Origin of the sequence: Nereida ignava (assembly GCF_047114695.1) — a bacterium.
In the GTDB taxonomy this organism is placed as follows: Bacteria; Pseudomonadota; Alphaproteobacteria; order Rhodobacterales; family Rhodobacteraceae; genus Nereida; species Nereida ignava.
Window position 1 is genome coordinate 63,464 of sequence record NZ_CP112885.1, and the last position, 17,591, is coordinate 81,054.

13 protein-coding genes are annotated in these 17,591 nt (G+C 54.3%); 9 read left to right on the forward strand and 4 right to left on the reverse strand.

The genetic code is table 11. From position 1 onward, the window contains the following. The first annotated feature begins 9 nt into the window (after positions 1-9). The 3 genes from OLX08_RS00330 (at position 10) to OLX08_RS00340 (ending at position 4,693) form a co-directional block, all read left to right on the forward strand. On the forward strand, positions 10-2,571 hold the full coding sequence (locus tag OLX08_RS00330; protein WP_391481749.1) for a penicillin-binding protein 1A: 2,562 nt from the start codon (positions 10-12) through the stop codon (positions 2,569-2,571). 103 nt (positions 2,572-2,674) lie between these two features. Continuing rightward, on the forward strand, positions 2,675-3,802 hold the full coding sequence (gene prfB, locus OLX08_RS00335; RefSeq protein ID WP_341246597.1) for a peptide chain release factor 2: 1,128 nt from the start codon (positions 2,675-2,677) through the stop codon (positions 3,800-3,802). Between the two features lie 117 nt (positions 3,803-3,919). Then, a complete protein-coding gene (locus OLX08_RS00340; RefSeq protein WP_412535658.1) occupies positions 3,920-4,693 on the forward strand; it encodes a DUF2189 domain-containing protein in 774 nt (257 codons plus the stop codon). A 69-nt stretch (positions 4,694-4,762) separates the two neighbouring features. Here the strand turns inward: OLX08_RS00340 and OLX08_RS00345 are convergent, their stop codons facing one another. The 4 genes from OLX08_RS00345 to bcp form a co-directional block, all read right to left on the reverse strand. Beyond that, positions 4,763-5,257: a bactofilin family protein gene (locus OLX08_RS00345; protein WP_048599096.1), complete on the reverse strand. Its 495-nt coding sequence runs from the start codon at positions 5,255-5,257 to the stop codon at positions 4,763-4,765. Continuing rightward, entirely contained in the window at positions 5,247-6,551 is a 1,305-nt protein-coding gene (locus tag OLX08_RS00350) for a DUF5930 domain-containing protein (RefSeq protein ID WP_391481752.1), read from the reverse strand. Before OLX08_RS00350 ends, OLX08_RS00345 begins: the two co-directional genes overlap by 11 nt. A gap of 206 nt (positions 6,552-6,757) precedes the next feature. After that, entirely contained in the window at positions 6,758-7,579 is an 822-nt protein-coding gene (locus OLX08_RS00355; protein WP_391481753.1) for a ferritin-like domain-containing protein, read from the reverse strand. A 41-nt stretch (positions 7,580-7,620) separates the two neighbouring features. Continuing rightward, complete coding sequence (gene bcp / locus OLX08_RS00360; RefSeq protein ID WP_391481754.1) at positions 7,621-8,103, reverse strand: thioredoxin-dependent thiol peroxidase; 483 nt, start codon at positions 8,101-8,103, stop codon at positions 7,621-7,623. 147 nt (positions 8,104-8,250) lie between these two features. Here bcp and OLX08_RS00365 point away from each other — a divergent pair, with 147 nt between their 5' ends. The 6 genes from OLX08_RS00365 to OLX08_RS00390 all read left to right on the forward strand — a co-directional run bounded on the left by OLX08_RS00365 (position 8,251) and on the right by OLX08_RS00390 (position 17,520). Further along, the gene (locus OLX08_RS00365; RefSeq protein WP_391481756.1) at positions 8,251-11,619 is read left to right on the forward strand and encodes a DUF3971 domain-containing protein; all 3,369 of its coding nucleotides are present in this window, start codon (positions 8,251-8,253) and stop codon (positions 11,617-11,619) included. A gap of 14 nt (positions 11,620-11,633) precedes the next feature. Then, on the forward strand, positions 11,634-12,695 hold the full coding sequence (queA, locus tag OLX08_RS00370; protein ID WP_391481757.1) for a tRNA preQ1(34) S-adenosylmethionine ribosyltransferase-isomerase QueA: 1,062 nt from the start codon (positions 11,634-11,636) through the stop codon (positions 12,693-12,695). Between the two features lie 124 nt (positions 12,696-12,819). Further along, complete coding sequence (locus tag OLX08_RS00375; protein WP_391481758.1) at positions 12,820-14,100, forward strand: MFS transporter; 1,281 nt, start codon at positions 12,820-12,822, stop codon at positions 14,098-14,100. A 106-nt stretch (positions 14,101-14,206) separates the two neighbouring features. Further along, positions 14,207-14,779, forward strand: a complete 573-nt coding sequence (locus tag OLX08_RS00380; protein WP_341246589.1) for a DUF924 family protein — start codon at positions 14,207-14,209, stop codon at positions 14,777-14,779. A 111-nt stretch (positions 14,780-14,890) separates the two neighbouring features. Further along, positions 14,891-16,285, forward strand: a complete 1,395-nt coding sequence (gene lpdA / locus OLX08_RS00385) for a dihydrolipoyl dehydrogenase (RefSeq protein WP_391481761.1) — start codon at positions 14,891-14,893, stop codon at positions 16,283-16,285. A 71-nt stretch (positions 16,286-16,356) separates the two neighbouring features. Then, complete coding sequence (locus OLX08_RS00390; RefSeq protein ID WP_391481763.1) at positions 16,357-17,520, forward strand: MFS transporter; 1,164 nt, start codon at positions 16,357-16,359, stop codon at positions 17,518-17,520. Positions 17,521-17,591 lie beyond the last annotated feature (71 nt).

The following is a 17,591-nucleotide window of genomic DNA, read 5'->3' on the forward strand; positions in this document are numbered from 1 at the left end:
GTGGATTAAATGCTGCGGTCGATTTTTTCTTTCTTTGGTGCGATTTTCAGCAGTGTGACTTTGGCGCTTTTCTTTGGGGCGCTGACCATTGGGGCTGTCTTTTGGATGTACGGCCGTGATCTTCCCAGCCACGAAAGTCTTGCGCAATACACACCACCGACGATTAGCCGGATTTATTCCGGCGAGGGCCGCGTGATTGATGAATTCGCGCGCGAGCGGCGGTTGTTCTCGCCCGCAGATGAGATCCCTGAGCTGGTCAAGGGTGCGTTTATTTCGGCGGAAGATAAGAATTTCTACACCCATGCGGGCTATGATGCGCGCGGGATGGCGGCGGCTGCGGTTGATGCGGTGAAATCGCGTGGCTCTGATGTGCGCGGGGCTTCGACGATCACGCAGCAGGTGATGAAAAACTTTTTGCTGTCGGGGGACAGGTCGGCTGAGCGCAAGATCAAAGAGTTGATCCTTGCCACGCGCATCGAAGACACACTTAGCAAAGACGAAATTCTTGAGCTTTACCTGAACGAAATTTTTCTTGGGCAAAACTCATACGGTGTTGCCGCTGCGGCGCAGACCTATTTCAACAAGGGTCTTTCTGAACTGACTGTCAGTGAGGCGGCCTATCTTGCAGTGCTGCCAAAAGCGCCGTCGCGCTATCATCCGGTGCGGCAGGTTGAGCGCGCTGTGACGCGCCGCAATTTTGTCCTGCGCGAGATGATGGAGAACGGCTACATCACCCGCGATCAATATGAGTTGGCCAAAGAAGAACCCCTTCGCACGGTACAAAGTGGCGATTACGAAGGCTTTAAGGCGCAACTTCCGGACCGCGATTATTTCACAGATGAAATTCGCCGCCAGTTGAGCCGCGATTTTGGAGAGGACGAGTTTTTCAGTGGCGGCATGTCAGTCCGCGCCACAATCGATCCCGAGATGCAGGTTGAGGCCGCTGATGCCCTGCAGCGCGGTTTGGAAGCCTACGATCGCAACATCGGTATCTGGCGACCTACGGGTAAAACACTGCCTGAAGAAGTACTGGAAGATGAGGCGGCGTGGCGCGAGGCGCTCAGCAACGTTGATATTTCGCGCGATATCTCGCTTGAGAACAAATGGTATCCGGCGGTGGTCCTTAGTGTATCTGGTGACAGTGCACGTCTTGGGATCGAAGGGGTCGCAGATCCTGAAGCGGGTGGTGTGATCGCGGCCAATGACGTGACATGGGCGCGCCGCCAAAATGCCGATGGCAGTACCGGCCGCCAAGCCCGCGTGCCTGCAGACTTGCTAAAGGTGGGTGAGGTTGTGCACGTCCGCCGCATGACCGCAGATGCAGATGGCAGTTTTATCCGCTGGACCCTGCGCCAAGTACCCGAAGTGCAGGGCGGCTTTATGGCAATGGACGTCAACACGGGCCGCGTTCTGGCCATGCAGGGCGGGTTTTCATACCAGCATTCTGTGTTCAACCGTGCCACCCAAGCCAAGCGCCAGCCTGGTTCTTCATTTAAGCCGTTCGTCTACGCAGCAGCCTTGGATAGTGGCTACACGCCCGCAACAATCGTGGTGGATGCGCCAATTGAAATTGATACCCCCCAAGGGCTGTGGCGCCCGCAGAATGCCTCGAAGCAATTCTATGGCCCGACGCCTGTGCGCACAGGGATTGAGCAGTCTCGTAACTTGATGACGATCCGCCTGGCCCAAGAAACGGGTATGGATGTTGTGGGTGATTATGCGGAACGCTTTGGCATCTACGGCCCCGATGAGATGCGCCGCTTTTTGGCAAACTCTTTGGGCAGTCAGGAAACAACGCTGTTCAATGTGGTCGCGGCCTATGCAATGTTTGCCAACGGCGGTGAGCGTGTTGAGCCGACATTGGTTGACCGCGTGCAAGACCGGTTTGGGCGCACAGTTTATAAGCATGACCAGCGCGTCTGTGAGGATTGTCAATTTGCTAGCCTTGAGGCCGGTTTTGCCCCGCGGATCACTTCAAACCGCGAGCGGGTACTTGATCCTATCACCGCCTATCAGCTGACATCGATGCTGAGCGGTGTGGTTGAGCGGGGCACAGCGCGCTCAACGGTAAATCTGTCGGTGCCCGTGGCAGGTAAGACCGGTACGACAAATGACGCCAAAGACGTCTGGTTTGTGGGGTTCACGTCGAACATCGTGGCGGGGTGCTACATCGGGCATGATACACCGCGCGGCCTTGGGCGTGGGGCATCAGGTGGCGGTATGTGCGGACCGGTTTTCAATCAGTTCATGACAAAAGCGGTTGAGAAATACGGTGGTGGTTCTTTTGATGTGCCAAGCAGCTGTCAGTTTCTCAAGATCGACCGGATCACGGGTGCGCGTTTGCCCCAAGATGCGTCTGGTGAGGGTATCGTGTCGGAATGTTTTCGCGAGGGCGAAGAGCCGCTCTTTGGGGTGACGTTTGATGGTGGCTTTGCAATGGGCAGTGATCTTCCGCTCTTTGATGATGTGGCGGAAGCGACCAGCCGTGAGGTTACCACATCCAGCGGCAAAAAGGCCCGTGTTGCGCCCAAAGCGAGCTTTGGCTCACTCTCATCTGGTGGTCTGTATTAGACAAATGACTGCCGCCTGCGGGCGGCGCCTCTGCGGGTCCGGCTTGTGGGGCGCGCGCCCCTAGGCTAGAGCAGGGGCAGACAAGTTGAAGGCCTGAAATTTTATGCGCGCAGAAATCCAGAACATCGTTACTGAAATCGAAAAGTCCCTTGAGTTGGTCCGCCAACGTATGGATATCGAGACTGCGCCGTACCGCCTTGAAGAGTTCAATGCCCGCACGGAAGATCCAGACCTCTGGAATGATCCGGACAACGCGCAAAAGTTAATGCGCGAACGACAGGTTCTGGTTGATGCCATGACCGTTGAGAAAAACCTGACCCAAGCCTTGGCAGATAACATTGAGTTGATTGAATTGGGCGAAATGGAAGACGACGCGGATGTGGTGGCAGAAGCCGAGCAAGCCCTGCGCGACCTGAAAGAAACGGCCGCTGCGAAGGAGCTTGAGGCATTGCTGAACGGCGAGGCGGACGGCAACGATACCTTCCTTGAAATTAACGCAGGTGCCGGCGGAACAGAGTCGTGTGATTGGGCAAGCATGCTGGCGCGGATGTATGTCCGTTGGGCTGAAAAGAAGGGCTATAAAGTGGAGCTGCAATCGGAATCGGCAGGTGACGAAGCGGGTATTAAATCTGCGGCTTACAAGATCAGTGGTCCGAACGCCTATGGCTGGTTGAAGTCCGAGAGCGGTGTGCACCGTTTGGTACGCATCAGCCCGTTTGATAGCGCCGCCAAGCGGCACACGTCCTTCACGTCTGTCTGGGTTTATCCGGTTGTGGACGACAACATCGACATTGAGGTGAACCCCGCTGATATCCGGATTGATACGTATCGTTCATCTGGGGCGGGCGGACAGCACGTGAACACCACTGACTCGGCCGTCCGGATTACACACAACCCGACAGGTATTGTTGTGACCAGTTCTGAGAAATCCCAACACCAGAACCGCGATATTGCGATGAAGGCGTTGAAATCACGCTTGTATCAAATGGAATTGGATCGCCGTAACGCGGCCATCAACGAAGCGCACGAAAACAAAGGCGATGCAGGATGGGGCAACCAAATCCGCTCGTATGTGCTGCAACCTTACCAGATGGTGAAAGACCTGCGCACCAGTTTTGAGACGTCCGACACAAAAGGGGTTCTCGACGGTGATCTCGATGGCTTGATGGGGGCGACGCTGGCGATGAATGTTTCGGGTAAATCGCGCGCAGAAGCTAACGCAGAAGACTAACGTAGCCCCGCAGTTAGCTGGCCAATAGACGCTGCTCCGTGGCAAAGATTGACCGCTTTATCCACTGCGCGCTACGCTCGTCTTATGGATGACTACCTGAAAAATAGACCGCATGGTGTGACGAAGTTTCGTGCCCCTAAGCGCCGTGATTTTCTGCGTGCGCTTCGGGCAGGGGCGGTTGATATGGTGCGCTACCCAGCGTTTACACTGGTGTTTGCGGGGGCCTTTGTAATCATCGGCCTTGCGATTTCCACGCTGACATATGCCGCAGGACACAGCTATTGGTTGGTGCTTGCGGTTATGGGATTTCCAATGGTTGGCTCTCTTGCGGCACTTGGGTTTTATCTGATCAGTTGGCAACATCATCGTGGGCGACCCATCACAATGTGGGGCATTTTACGGGCTATCTGGGCGCTTAAAAATGGACAAGTGCCGTGGCTTGCGGTGATCATTGTGGTGATGCTGCTATTTTGGTTTTTCCTTGGGCATATGCTTTTTGCGCTGTTTTTGGGGCTACAGCCGATGGTCAACATTTCGTCCAGTGCAGAGGTGTTTCTAAGCGCCAACGGCCTTACGATGCTGGCACTCGGCACAGGCGTTGGCGCTGTCTTTTCGACGCTGATTTTCTCAATGACGCTTTTCGGATTGCCGATGCTTATTGATCGCGACGTTGATTTCATGACTGCGGGTCTAGCATCAATTGCTCAGGTGATGGCGTATCCCGTGCCCTATATGATCTGGGGGGCGGTGATTGGCTTGGCTACGGTTGCGGCTATTATCCCCGCATTTCTAGGAATGTTTATTATGCTGCCACTTTTTGGGCACGCCACATGGCACCTGTATAAAATCCAACAGATTTCAGATCATGCCTGCCCGCAAAAGTCCGGCTGACTTTCAGTGAAGGATAATAAGAAAAAGGCGCCCCGAAGGACGCCTTTTGAAACTGTATGTCGTCGTCTGTTATTCAGGTTTGGTTGGCGCAGGCTTTGGCGCGGGCGCTGATTTTGCACCGGCTGCCAGCGGGTCGTCCTGACGTTGAACAGAGCCCTCGAAATGCGCGCCGCTCTCGATTGCAATTGTCTTGTGGATGATGTCACCCTCAACGCGTGCAGTTGATGTCAGGCGCACTTTCAGACCGCGTACGCGCCCTACGATGTGACCGTGGATGACAACGTCGTCAGCAATCACTTCGCCGCGGATTGTCGCACTCTCGCCGATGGTCAGCAAATGGGCGCGGATGTCGCCTTCGACTTCGCCTTCAACTTGTATATCGCCAGCGGTGCGCAGGTTGCCTTTGACGTGCAGATCGCTTGAGATCAGTGATGCCGGCGCTTTCGGTTTGGGCGCAGACGGCTTGAATTCGGGCGTTGGCGCTTTGGCTGCCGCAGGAGCGGGGGCCGCAGTTGTGTCATCGCTTTTGGGTGCAGGATCGTTGATTTTGCTTTTAGAAAACATTTTGACCAGCCTTGATATAGATCATTGGGTTGATGGGACGCCCGCCAACGCGGATCTCGTAGTGTAAATGCGGTCCAGTGGACCGGCCAGAATTGCCAATATCACCGATCCGGTCCCCGCGCGAGACCCTTTGGCCTACTTTTACGCGAATTCTGGATTGGTGGGCGTATCTTGTCTCGATGCCGAAGTCGTGTTTGATCTTCACCAAACGTCCATATCCTGACGACCAGCCAGCAAAAGTTACTACACCGTCTGCCGGTGCATAGATCGGTGTGCCAACCGGTGCCGCAAAATCTGTGCCGTTGTGCATGCGGCCCCAGCGGGGGCCAAACCCAGAGGTAAAGCGGTAATTGTTCTTCACGGGCATGGTGAAAGGCGCTTTTTGTGCAGCGATTCGATAGAGGTTCAGCTCATCGAGTTTGCCGATGATGCTGTTGGCACGCTCGGTACTTGGATCAATCTCCCCGCGGGTCGAGAAGGACAAAGGGGCGAGGAGGCCGCCTTGTCCAGAATACCCGCGACGCACTTGTTTGAGAAGATTGTCCGTCGACAGGCCTGCCTTGCGGAACATTTTGTCTAGCGGCTCAACTGAAACTGTCATCGCTTCTTCTAGGGTGCGGAAAATCTCGTTGTTGCGGTCTTCAAGGATTTTAAGCTCTGCTGCCATTTCATCGGCGGCAATTAGCGCGGCCTGCGCGTCTGCCACAACTGTGTCCCGCTCGCCTGCGGTTTCAGAAAGTGCACCGGCTAAATAATCGACGGTGGTTTCAAGGTCGCGCGCAGCGCTCAGCGGGTTCTGTCCGGTTTCAGTTTCACCCTCAAGGGACGCGTTCAACTCTTGCAGCTTTTCACGGGCGTCTTCGCGCTCTCCGCTCACACGGCGCAGCGTTTCTTGGAAAGCTTCCATCCCAATTTCAAGCTCACGGCGCCGTTCCTGGGTTTCCAACAATTGCGTCTGCATCACAGAAATCTGGCTCAGGGCAGTGTTGAACCGTTCTTGAGAGGCAAGTGCTTCAGCCGCGCGGGTGTCACGTTCATCCGCAAGCGCGTTCAGCCGTTCAAGATAAAACGCCTGATCACGTTTCGCCTGCTCGCGGAAATTGCCAGCGCCGATGTTATCCATGATCAAAATTGAGGTGGCGATGATTGACCACGCGACAACGGCCGTACTGCCAACAATGCCAACCAATTGGGTCACGGGTTTGAGCAGAATGTAGCGGGTTTCATTGTCTGAACGCAAAAACAACCGCCGCTCTGGGAAGACGTTTTCAAGGCGGTGGTTCAAACGGTTCATCAAAGGTAGCGCCAAAAAACTGTTCCGTTTCTGTTTGTTACGTCACGATCGCTCTGCGACCTGTCTGCAAAGTACATCTTTCACAATGGTTTAAGGCTGTGGTTAATGGACCGCAAACAATTTTGGCCTCATGCAAAGGCGCTTGGGCTTGGGGCGGCTCAAAACTGGCGGGTTCTTGCCGAATACTAAAGTCAGCGTGCAGATACTCAGCGCACTGCAGCACTTTCGCTGAGCGGCCAGTAAAAATCCGGTGGAATACCTGCCTCCGCACGCTTTTCTTCGTTGAACGGGGGCTTTAGCGCGCTGTGGAAGTATTTGCGCACAAGGCCGTGAAATGTTGGCGTCGGATCAAGGTTTTGGCGGCCACACATAAAGTGAAACCATTTGGAGCCGTAGCTGACGTGGTGCACTTCTTCGGCGTAGATGACTTCCATCGCTTCAACGGCGGCGGTGTCTTTTGCCTGTTTGAATAGCTTGATCATACCAGGTGTGACGTCGAGACCGCGTGCCTCAAGCACCATAGGAACCACGGCGAGGCGGCCCAGAATGTCATCGGCTGTATCCTCGGCGGCGGACCACATACCGGCGTGCGCATCAAGGCTTCCGTAGTGCGCGCCGTAATTGGCCAAACAATCACTCATGAGGCCGAAATGTTTGCTCTCCTCATCGGCAGATTTCACCCAATCATCGTAAAAGCCGATGGGGAAGTCGACCCGCCCACCAAAGCGTGCAATGATATCCCAGTGTAGATCAACGGCGTTAAGCTCGATGTGGGCAACGGCATGCAACATGGCAACGCGGCCTTCGGGTGTGCCGGGTTTGCGGCGGGGCACATCACGCGGATCAAGCAGCGCGGGTTTTTGTGGGCGCGCGGGGCGCAACGGCGGCGTTGTCGTGCCAATTTCAATGGGAGCGCCCGCTTCGCGTGAGGCAAACCATTGCGCCGCATACTTGCGGGACAGGGCCGTTTTTTCCGCGCCATCTGCTGTTTGCAAAACATCTGTCGCCATTTGCGTGAGAGGGATCATGGGCGCTCCATTTATGTGGTTTTGGCCGTTTAGCGTCAGGGTTATTCGGCGTCTAGGGCGCGCGCGGCCTCAAGCACTGCTTCGACATGCCCCGGCACTTTCACTTTCCGCCAAATTTGCGCGATTTTCCCATCGGGCCCAATCAAGAATGTTGCACGTTCAATCCCCATGTAGGTTTTGCCGTACATGTTTTTCTCGGTCCAAACGCCATATGTCTCACACAAATCACTTTCTGCGTCAGATACCAACACAACGCCAAGGCTGTGCTTGTCGCGAAACTTGTCATGCTTTTTCACGCTATCCTTTGATGCGCCAATCACCACCGTGTTTGCGGCGGTAAACTCTGCGGCCATTTCGGTGAAGCCAATCGCTTCTTTGGTACACCCCGGCGTGTCATCGCGCGGATAAAAATAGAGCACGACAGCTTGGCCCGCATAATCAGCTAAAGAGACTTGTTTACCGCCATCGCGGGGCAAGGTGAAAGTAGGTGCGGTGTCGCCGATGTTGAGTTCTTTTTGTGTCATGATTTCTATCCTGTGTTTGTTTGTATTCGCGGGTGCGGATGCTACGGATACCGCTTAGTCGCGTGCAATGCGTTTCTGGTCTTTTGTTTTAGGTCATCAGCGGCGAATATAAAGACCACGTCACAGCGCAGCGGCCGTCTTTTCGATATGAACACTTCTCCCGATCCTGATTTGACCGACACTGCCGCCGTCGATGTGTCAAAGCGACGTGGTTCGTTCTTGGGAACGTTGCGTGGTATTGCCGCGATATCGTTCTTATTCGTCGTGGGTTTGGGGATCGCGGTTGGGGCCAATCTGGACCGTGCGATTACTGCGCCTGATTGGGTTCGCAAGGACGTCGAGGCCCGATTGTCCGAGATATTACCGCGCGCGAACGTCGCTGTACGTGGTCTTCAGGTGACACTTGATCGGCAATTGCACACGCACATAACCCTTCAAGACATGGAGCTGAAAACAGAAGACGGTGCGCGCCTTGCTGTGTTAGCGGATGTTCGTATTGATCTTTTGCGGCGAGCTTTAGCGCGGGGGGAGCTGGCGGCGAAACGTCTTGAGGTAAGCGGTTTACGCGCGCGGGTCAGCCGTAACATCGACGGTCGCTTTAACCTTGATTTCGGTTCGCAAAGTGTCTCGGATGCCTCTTTCGGTGGCCTTATGCTTGATCTTGCGACTGTGTTTGAACAGCCAGGGCTAACGACGCTTGATGCGATTGAGGCGAGTTCCCTGAGTGTTCGATATGAAGATGCGATCAGCGGCCAAGTACTGACCGTGGACGGCGCACGCGTCCTGCTTGAGCAAGATCGGACAGGTGTTCGAATGCGTGCGGATGCAGCCGTGCTAACAGGGGGGGCGGACGTCACCACGCTTACTGCCACATATGATGTGCCAAGGCGGGTTACGGAGGCAGAAACAGAGGCACCTTTGCCACTTGGCACTGTCGGGTTGAGCTTGACTGACGCGCGGGCCAGTCTTGTTGCGGGGCAGGTGCCAAGCCTCGCGTGGCTCGGCGTTCTTGACGCGCCAATTTCAGGTGCGCTTCGATTTGCGATTACGTCAAATGGCGAGGCTGCGGATGTGTTTGGCACACTTGATTTGGGTGCAGGGGCGCTGGCGCCTGTGGCGGGTAGCGAACCTTTGCCCTTTAACTCAGCGCGGGCGTATTTTCAGTATGATGCCCCTGCTGAAAAGCTGACGTTTGATGAGGTGCGCGTTGCTAGTGATTTGGTCACGGCCGTCGCGTCTGGAACGGCATATTTGCGGGATCAAACTAATGGTGTGCCCGAAACGCTTCTGGGGCAATTTGCATTCTCTAAATTGCTAATTGATCCGCCTGACGCGTTTGATGCGCCGATTGAAATTCAAGACGCGGGTATTGATTTTCGTATGGAAATTGATCCGTTTGCAGTTGATATTGGGCAACTTTACGGCAGGCCACAACCACTGGGAAATAATGCCGCTGTGGCACCAATGGTGCGAAGTGATGGGCGTGTTGCATCAAACATGGATGGTTGGTCTGTGGCCCTTAACCTTGAAGGGGACCGAACGGATGTTGCGACGGCCCTTAGCCTTTGGCCATTGACGGCCCTTCGACCTACCCGCAATTGGTTGGTTAACAATCTCGATGGGGGCACACTTGAAAATGGCCGCGCGGCAGTTCGAATTTTGCCGAACCAAAAGCCGATTGTGCAAGGCGGTTTTGATTTTTCAGATGCTACTGTTCACTATCTGCGGCCGATGGAGCCGATCAAAAATGGTGTCGGCGTGGCGAGCTTTGAAAGTGCTGCGTTTGCGTTAGCGCTTAGCAGTGGTGCCGTTTTGGCGCCCCAAGGCGGGGCCATTAATGCGGGTGGCTCTACCCTGTGGGTCGGTCCGAAAGACGGCAGAGCTTTGCTTTCGCTAGACCTGAAATCAGACAGTACAATAACCGCAGGGCTGGCCTTATTAAACCAAGACCCGCTGGAGATATTGAAGGATGGCGCTTTGCCTGTGACATTTTCGGATGGGCGCGCAGACGTAAATACGAGGCTCGACGTCCCGCTTGTAAAAGACCGCAGCAGCGACCCAATCACCTTTGGCGCTGAGGGCGTCCTGACTGGTGTTACCAGCGATACTCTTGTTGCGGGGCGTCGCCTTTCTGCAGATCGATTAGACATTAAGGTCTCTCCACAAAGTATTGAAATAAAAGGGCAGGCTAAGCTTGATGGTGTAAACTTCGGTGGAGTTTGGCAGCAACCCATTGGGAAGCCACAAGAGGATGATGCCGCTTCCCAACCAATTCTGCGTGCTGTCATTGATCTTACGGGCGACGCGTTGGCGGAGTTCGGGATCGTACTGCCTGAGGGGCTTTTTGTTGGGGCCACTAAAGCAGATATTGAAGTGGCGTTAGACGAAAACGGGGGCAGTTTTACGCTGCGCTCCGATTTGCGTGGTGCGAAACTCTCTATTCCTGAATTGGGCTGGCAAAAAGGCGCGGCTTCAACGGGCAGCTTGGTCGTGGAAGGCAGGCTTGCAACAGCAGACACTCCCGCAATTGTGGACCGGTTTGAGTTATCCGGTAGCGGACTTCGTGTAGCAGGGCAGATCACACTTGATAAAAGCGGCACACTTTCGGTGGCATCGTTTTCAAGTGTTGAGGTCGGTGATTGGTTCGCGGGCGCAGTTGAGCTTGTCGGGCAAGGTGTTGGCCAGCCTCCAAAGGTTAACGTGACCGGCGGACGGCTGGATTTGCGCCGTGCCCGTCAGGCTGTTGAAAGCGGCGGTGTGAATGGGGCGAGTGGTGGCGCGATGAACATTGCCCTTGACCGAGTGATCGTGAGTGACAGCCTTTCATTTACAGACCTACGGGGCGAATTAACTCCCCGTGGGGGACTTAATGGAAGTTTCAGAGCACGCGTGAATGGCGGTGCTGTAGTCACGGGAACTTTGGTTACGGTCGCCAATGGAACAGCTATTCGGCTGCGCAGTGATGATGCGGGCGGCGTTGGTGCTGCGGCAAAGTTAATAGAAACCGCTAAAGGCGGTGCGCTTGATCTGATATTGCAGCCAACGCCGAGGTCTGGGGTGTATGACGGAACGCTTTTGGTGACAGATACGCGCATTTTGGAAGCGCCCACGCTCGCAGGATTATTGAACGCGATTTCGGTCGTTGGATTGCTGGATCAAATGGCGCAAGGCGGCATTTATTTTAGCAATGTTGAGGCATCATTTCAGCTCTCACCTGCAGGGCTCACGCTTTATTCTAGCGCAGCAACAGGTCCGTCGATTGGGCTTTCCATGGACGGTGTTTACCGCTTTTCCGATCGTGCGATTGATATGCAGGGCGTGGCATCGCCGCTCTATGTTTTGAATGGGATTGGTCAGGTATTTACCAGAAGGGGCGAGGGGCTGTTGGGCTTCAATTTCGATTTGTCTGGCAATGCACCGAACCCCTCTGTGCAAGTCCAGCCATTGTCGATATTCACGCCTGGAATGTTTCGTGAGATATTTCGCCGACCACCGCCGCAGCGTGAAAACGACTAAAGGATTAAGACAAATTGAAACTCTCTGATTTTGACTTTGATTTGCCGGACAATTTGATTGCAACACGTCCTGCGGTGCCTCGAACAAGCGCGCGGTTGTTGGTGGCAAGCGGTGCAAACACAGGCGCCATTACGGATGCGCGGGTCTCCGATTTGACCAAATACCTGCGCAAAGGTGACCGCTTGGTTTTGAACAACACCAAAGTTATTCCGGCGCGCTTGACGGGGACACGGACGCGCGATGCTGGGCAGGGGCCGGTGAGTGCTAAGATTGAGATTACATTGTTGACACCACAGCCCGATGGTGGATGGTCGGCACTTATCAAACCTTTGCGCAAAGTGGCAGAAGGCGAAGTTATCGTATTTACCGATGATCTCACCGCGACACTTACCGCCAAGGCCGACGGTCAGGGGATTTTGGAGTTTAACCTTACTGGTGATGACTTTGACGCGGCGCTGAACGCGGCCGGTACCATGCCTTTACCACCATATATTGAGGCAAAGCGGAAGGCAGACGCACAGGATAAGACGGATTACCAAACTGTGTTTGCACGTCATACCGGTGCCGTTGCTGCCCCGACGGCCTCGCTTCACTTTGATAAACCGTTGTTGGAAGCGCTGGCCGGACAGGGCGTCACCTTTACCGAAGTAACGCTTCACGTGGGGGCGGGCACGTTCTTGCCCGTCAAAGTTGACGACATTTCAGAGCATAAGATGCACGCGGAGTGGGGTGAAATTACCAAAAGCGCGGCAGCCGAGATCAATCAGACCAAGGCAGAAGGCGGCCGCGTCATTCCCGTTGGGACCACAGCGCTTCGGTTGATCGAGAGTGCAGCAAAAAACGGCACTCTGGCTGAATGGCGGGGCGAGACGGACATTTTCATCACGCCAGGTTTTGAGTTTCAGATCACCGACGGTCTGATGACAAACTTCCATCTGCCGAAGTCGACGCTGATGATGCTTGTATCGGCCCTGATGGGACAAGAGCGGATCGTAGAAATTTACGACCACGCAGTGCACACGGGATATCGGTTTTTCAGTTACGGTGACAGCTCGCTTTTATTGCCAAACGGCTGAAACGGCGCTGCTTGCATGCAACGAAGCTTCTAAAACGACACTAAATGTCGATTTTGATTGTTGATTGTTGACGCGACTCAGATAGGGCGGGCCTCAACGGCAGCACTGTGTAAAGAGAGGCGTCATGCTACAAGTTTTTAAAGGGTCGTGGGCACTTTTGCTCGGAATGATGCTGCTGATGGTGGGCAACGGTCTTCAGGGGACGCTTCTTGGTGTGCGGGGCGGGCTTGAGGGCTTTGGCACGTTCGAGATGTCCATCGTGATGTCGTGTTATTTCGTTGGCTTTCTGGGCGGCTCCAAAATGGCGCCCGAAATGATCCGCCGTGTGGGGCACGTTCGGGTCTTTGCTGCGCTTGGAAGTTTTATCTCAGCCGTTTTGATCCTTTATCCGGCTTTTCCACATCCCGTTGCGTGGGCGCTTGGCCGCATCGTGATCGGGTTTTGCTTTTCCGGCGTGTACGTGACGGCGGAAAGCTGGCTTAATAATTCTGCAGACAACGCGCACCGCGGCAAAGCGCTGTCGCTTTACATGATCGTGCAGATGTTCGGGATTGTGGCCGCGCAAGGTATTTTGCTGACTGGCGATCCATCGGGCTTTGTTTTGTTCATCATTCCGTCTGTGTTGGTTTCCATCAGCTTTGCGCCAATTTTGCTGTCGGTTAGTCCAACGCCCGCTTTTGAAACCACCAAACCTATGACTTTGCGCGAACTGACGCGTATTTCGCCGTTGGGCTGTGTTGGCATGTTCTTGATGGGGGGCGTGTTCTCGGCACAGTTCGGGATGGCTGCGGTTTATGGCACGGAGCGGGGTCTAACGGTTGCTGAAATTTCAATTTTTGTGACGGCAATTTATCTGGGGGCGCTGTTGTTGCAGTACCCAATCGGCTGGCTTTCTGACCGGATGGACCGGCGGGTTTTGATCCTTGCTGTTTCTGTGTTGGGTGGCCTGGGTGGTTTCGCAGGCTTTCTTTATGACGATGTGTTTATCCTTTTGCTGGGGTCCGCTTTCATTATTGGGGGCATGTCGAACCCGCTTTATGCGTTGCTGATTGCCTACACGAATGACTTTTTGGAGCATGAAGACATGGCCGCTGCGAGTGGTGGTTTGATCTTTATCAACGGTATTGGCGCCATTGCGGGGCCGCTGATCACGGGGTGGATGATGGGGTTGGTGGGACCTGAAGGGTTCTTCTTGTTTGTGGCGGTTCTGTTGCTTGGGCTTGCCGCTTACGCAGGTTTCCGAATGACCCAACGCGCATCAACGTTCGATGTGGACGAAGCCACGCCGTACTCGCCCATTTTGGCTACGGCCAGCCCGGTGGCTGTTGAGGTTGCCCAAGAAATCTACATCGAAGCAGAGCTGGAAGAGGCGGAAAGTGCCGCAACGGAAACTCCTGCGGCCTAAATGCATCACTGCAGTAGGGATTAATTGAAAGATTGCGCAAAAGGGGGTTGTGCGGTTCTTTTATTACAGTAACGATTTGGTAACAGGCATGCATAGGAGCAGCTTCATGACCTCACCAGAAACCGTTCTTTCTTTTTGGCTTGATGAAATCGGCGAAAAGGGCTGGTACGCGGGGGGCGAGGCACTTGATGCCAAAGTCCGCCTGAAATTCAAACCCGCTTGGGATGAAATGATGGCTGGTGGGATGTCTATGTGGCTGACCTACCCGAGTGGGGCGCTTGCCTACATTATTCTTGCGGATCAATTTGCCAGAAATATGTTTCGCGATACTGCCCAAGCATTTGCAAGTGACCGCATGGCCTTAGCCGCTGCAAAGGCCGCTTTGAACAAAGGCTGGGATATGAAAATAGATGAGCCAGCGCGTCAGTTTTTCTACCTGCCTTTGATGCATTCCGAAAACCTGTGTGATCAGGAGCGGTCTGTGCGCTTAATCATGACGCGAATGCCAGAGACTGGCGCAGATAATTTACTGCACGCGCGGGCGCACCGCGATGTTATCCGCCGCTTTGGTCGCTTCCCCTTCCGCAACGCAGCACTGGATAGAGCTTACTCCGTTCACGAAGAAGCGTTTGAAGCAGAGGGTGGATATGGTGCGGCTGTCCGCGCAATTGCGGGATAATCACACGAATTCAGTGGCTTAAACGCCCATTCACAATCCTCGTGAGAGTGTTGCGATTTCTGGCGAATAAATATAGTTTAGCGTTAAACTATATTTGCCGGAGATATTATTATGGCCGCGACGTCCTTTGATTTAATCGTAATTGGTGCTGGCCCGGGCGGGTACGTGGCCGCTATACGTGGCGCGCAGCTTGGGTTGTCCGTCGCAGTTATTGAGCGCGAGCATCTGGGCGGCATTTGCCTGAACTGGGGGTGTATCCCGACGAAAGCGATGCTTCGCTCGTCCGAGGTTTTCCATTTGATGCACCGCGCCAAAGAGTTTGGGTTGTCTGCGGGTAACATTGATTACGACCTTGATGCGGTCGTAAAGCGTAGCCGTGGTGTTGCAGGGCAATTGGCTGGTGGTGTTGGTCACCTGCTGAAGAAAAATAAGGTAACTGTCATTATGGGCGAGGCGTCAGTCCCCGCGAAAGGCAAGGTGACGGTCAAGACTGACAAAGGTGTGCAGGACCTGACGGCCAAGAACATCATCCTTGCGACTGGTGCACGGGCGCGTGAATTGCCAGGTCTTGAAGGGGATGGTGATCTCGTTTGGACATATAAAACGGCGCTAACACCACCGCGCATGCCAAAGAAATTGCTGGTCATTGGATCTGGCGCAATCGGGATCGAATTTGCGAGTTTTTATAACACGCTTGGCGCGGACACGACTGTTGTCGAAGTGATGGACCGCGTATTGCCTGTTGAGGATGCTGAAATCAGCGCTTTTGCGAAGAAGCAATTCGAAAAGCAGGGAATGAAAATACGCGAAAAGACCATGGTCAAACAGCTTGATCGCGGCAAAGGAAAAGTTGTTGCCCATATTGAGAATGGTGGGAAAGTTACAACTGAAGAGTTCGATACGGTCATTTCTGCAGTCGGAATTGTTGGAAATGTGGAAGGCCTTGGCCTTGAGAAGTTGGGCGTAAAGATCGACCGCACCCATGTCGTTACGGATGAATTCTGCCGCACGGGTGTTGAGGGCGTCTTTGCAATCGGTGATATCGCAGGTGCGCCGTGGCTTGCGCACAAGGCCAGCCATGAAGGCGTTATGGTCGCGGAAATGATTGCGGGCAAAAAAGTTCACGCAATTAAGCCCGAAACAATTGCCGGATGTACCTATTGCCACCCGCAAGTCGCATCAGTTGGCTATTCTGAAGCCAAGGCAAAAGAGCTTGGTTATGATATCAAAGTGGGACGGTTCCCGTTTATGGGCAACGGCAAAGCCATCGCACTTGGCGAACCAGAAGGCATGGTCAAAACCGTGTTTGATGCAAAAACGGGCGAATTGTTGGGCGCACATATGATCGGTGCAGAAGTCACCGAGCTGATCCAAGGCTATGTGGTGGGCCGCAAGTTGGAGACCACCGAAGAAGACCTGATGGAAACAGTCTTTCCGCATCCAACTCTGTCCGAAATGATGCACGAAAGTGTGCTGGACGCCTATGGTCGTGCGATGCATTTCTAAAGGCGCACCCTTTCGTTTTGAACATCTGATGGGCGGTTGCAGTTTGCAGCCGCCCCTGTCATTTCACCGCCATGAAAATGAACATTGCGCAGGCAAGCGCCCCCTCTGAACGAAGTGATTGGACGTTGGTAGCGCTTGTGTTTGTCACAGGGCTTTTTGCAGCGGCGCAATTCGGCAAAATCTCTCTGACGCTTGCCCCATTGGCTGAACTCTACGGCACTGACATTGCCGGTGTTTCGTTTTTTGTCTCGCTCGTTGGGTTTTTGGGTATCTTTTTGGGTGTGATAAGCGGTGCCGTTGTTGCGCGTGCCGGCCCGACGCGCGTGTTCATTTGGTCGGCAGGTATTGCCGCGATTATATCTATCCTTCAGGCGTTGTTGCCGCCGTTTGCGGGTATGATCGTGTTGCGACTGCTCGAAGGGCTTACCCATTTGGGCATCGTCGTCGCAGGTCCAACGCTGATGGCGGCGGTGACCAATGACCGTGATCGTCCAATCGCGATGAGCTTATGGGCCATGTTTTTTGGCGCATCTTTTGCTGCTGTAGCACTTGTGGTGCCGCCACTGATGCAGGCCGGTGGTGTGGGGTTGGTTTTTGCAGCACACGGTCTGGGTTTTGCGGTAATTTGTGCGGTTTTGATTTGGCGCTTGCCGGTTGTTCCCGCAACACCGGGTAAAATTGCGTTTTGGGGCACTCATGTGGCCATTTACAGCAGCCCGCCGGTCATGGCCCCAGCGCTGGCTTTTGGAGCATACACGTTCATATATTTGGCGATCATCACATTTTTCCCTGTCACGCTTGAACGCCCTGAGTTGTTTCAGATTATCCCGCTGATTAGCCTTGTTGCCACGTTTACCACAGGCTGGGTCGCCCGCCGCGTGGCCCCGTATACTTTGGCGGCCGTTGGGTATGTTTGGATCATCTTGGCGGGGCTGGCGGTATGGTCGGGTGCAGGTTGGATGATCTATCTGCTGGCGTTCGGTTTGGGCATTGTGCCTGCTGCGTGTTTTGCTGCGATCCCGTCGTTGAACCCCTCTGCAAGTGACCGATCAAGGGCCGCGGGGGCGTTGTCACAGATGGGGAATATCGGCACCACACTGGGCACGCCGGTGTTTGCCTTTACCATGCTAAGCGCAGGAATGTCGGGCCTGTGGGTCGTCATCATGGGGGCCTGCGCGATTGGTTTGGGCCTGATCTATTGGATGACTGCAAAGATTGTTGCCCCGCAGAATTGACGTTCACTTTTCGTTCGCATTTTTCCCTTGGCCGTTTTGACCACGCCGCCTATGTAATACTTCAGACTTAA

Bases quoted from the DNA above. Each gene is read 5' to 3' on its own strand.
- OLX08_RS00375 (WP_391481758.1), top strand. From the start codon at position 12,820: ATGCTACAAGTTTTTAAAGGGTCGTGGGCACTTTTGCTCGGAATGATG.
- OLX08_RS00390 (WP_391481763.1), top strand. From the start codon at position 16,357: ATGAAAATGAACATTGCGCAGGCAAGCGCCCCCTCTGAACGAAGTGAT.
- lpdA (WP_391481761.1), top strand. From the start codon at position 14,891: ATGGCCGCGACGTCCTTTGATTTAATCGTAATTGGTGCTGGCCCGGGC.
- OLX08_RS00355 (WP_391481753.1), bottom strand. From the start codon at position 7,579: ATGATCCCTCTCACGCAAATGGCGACAGATGTTTTGCAAACAGCAGAT.
- prfB (WP_341246597.1), top strand. From the start codon at position 2,675: ATGCGCGCAGAAATCCAGAACATCGTTACTGAAATCGAAAAGTCCCTT.
- OLX08_RS00345 (WP_048599096.1), bottom strand. From the start codon at position 5,257: ATGTTTTCTAAAAGCAAAATCAACGATCCTGCACCCAAAAGCGATGAC.
- bcp (WP_391481754.1), bottom strand. From the start codon at position 8,103: ATGACACAAAAAGAACTCAACATCGGCGACACCGCACCTACTTTCACC.
- OLX08_RS00380 (WP_341246589.1), top strand. From the start codon at position 14,207: ATGACCTCACCAGAAACCGTTCTTTCTTTTTGGCTTGATGAAATCGGC.
- OLX08_RS00365 (WP_391481756.1), top strand. From the start codon at position 8,251: ATGAACACTTCTCCCGATCCTGATTTGACCGACACTGCCGCCGTCGAT.
- OLX08_RS00350 (WP_391481752.1), bottom strand. From the start codon at position 6,551: ATGAACCGTTTGAACCACCGCCTTGAAAACGTCTTCCCAGAGCGGCGG.
- OLX08_RS00330 (WP_391481749.1), top strand. From the start codon at position 10: ATGCTGCGGTCGATTTTTTCTTTCTTTGGTGCGATTTTCAGCAGTGTG.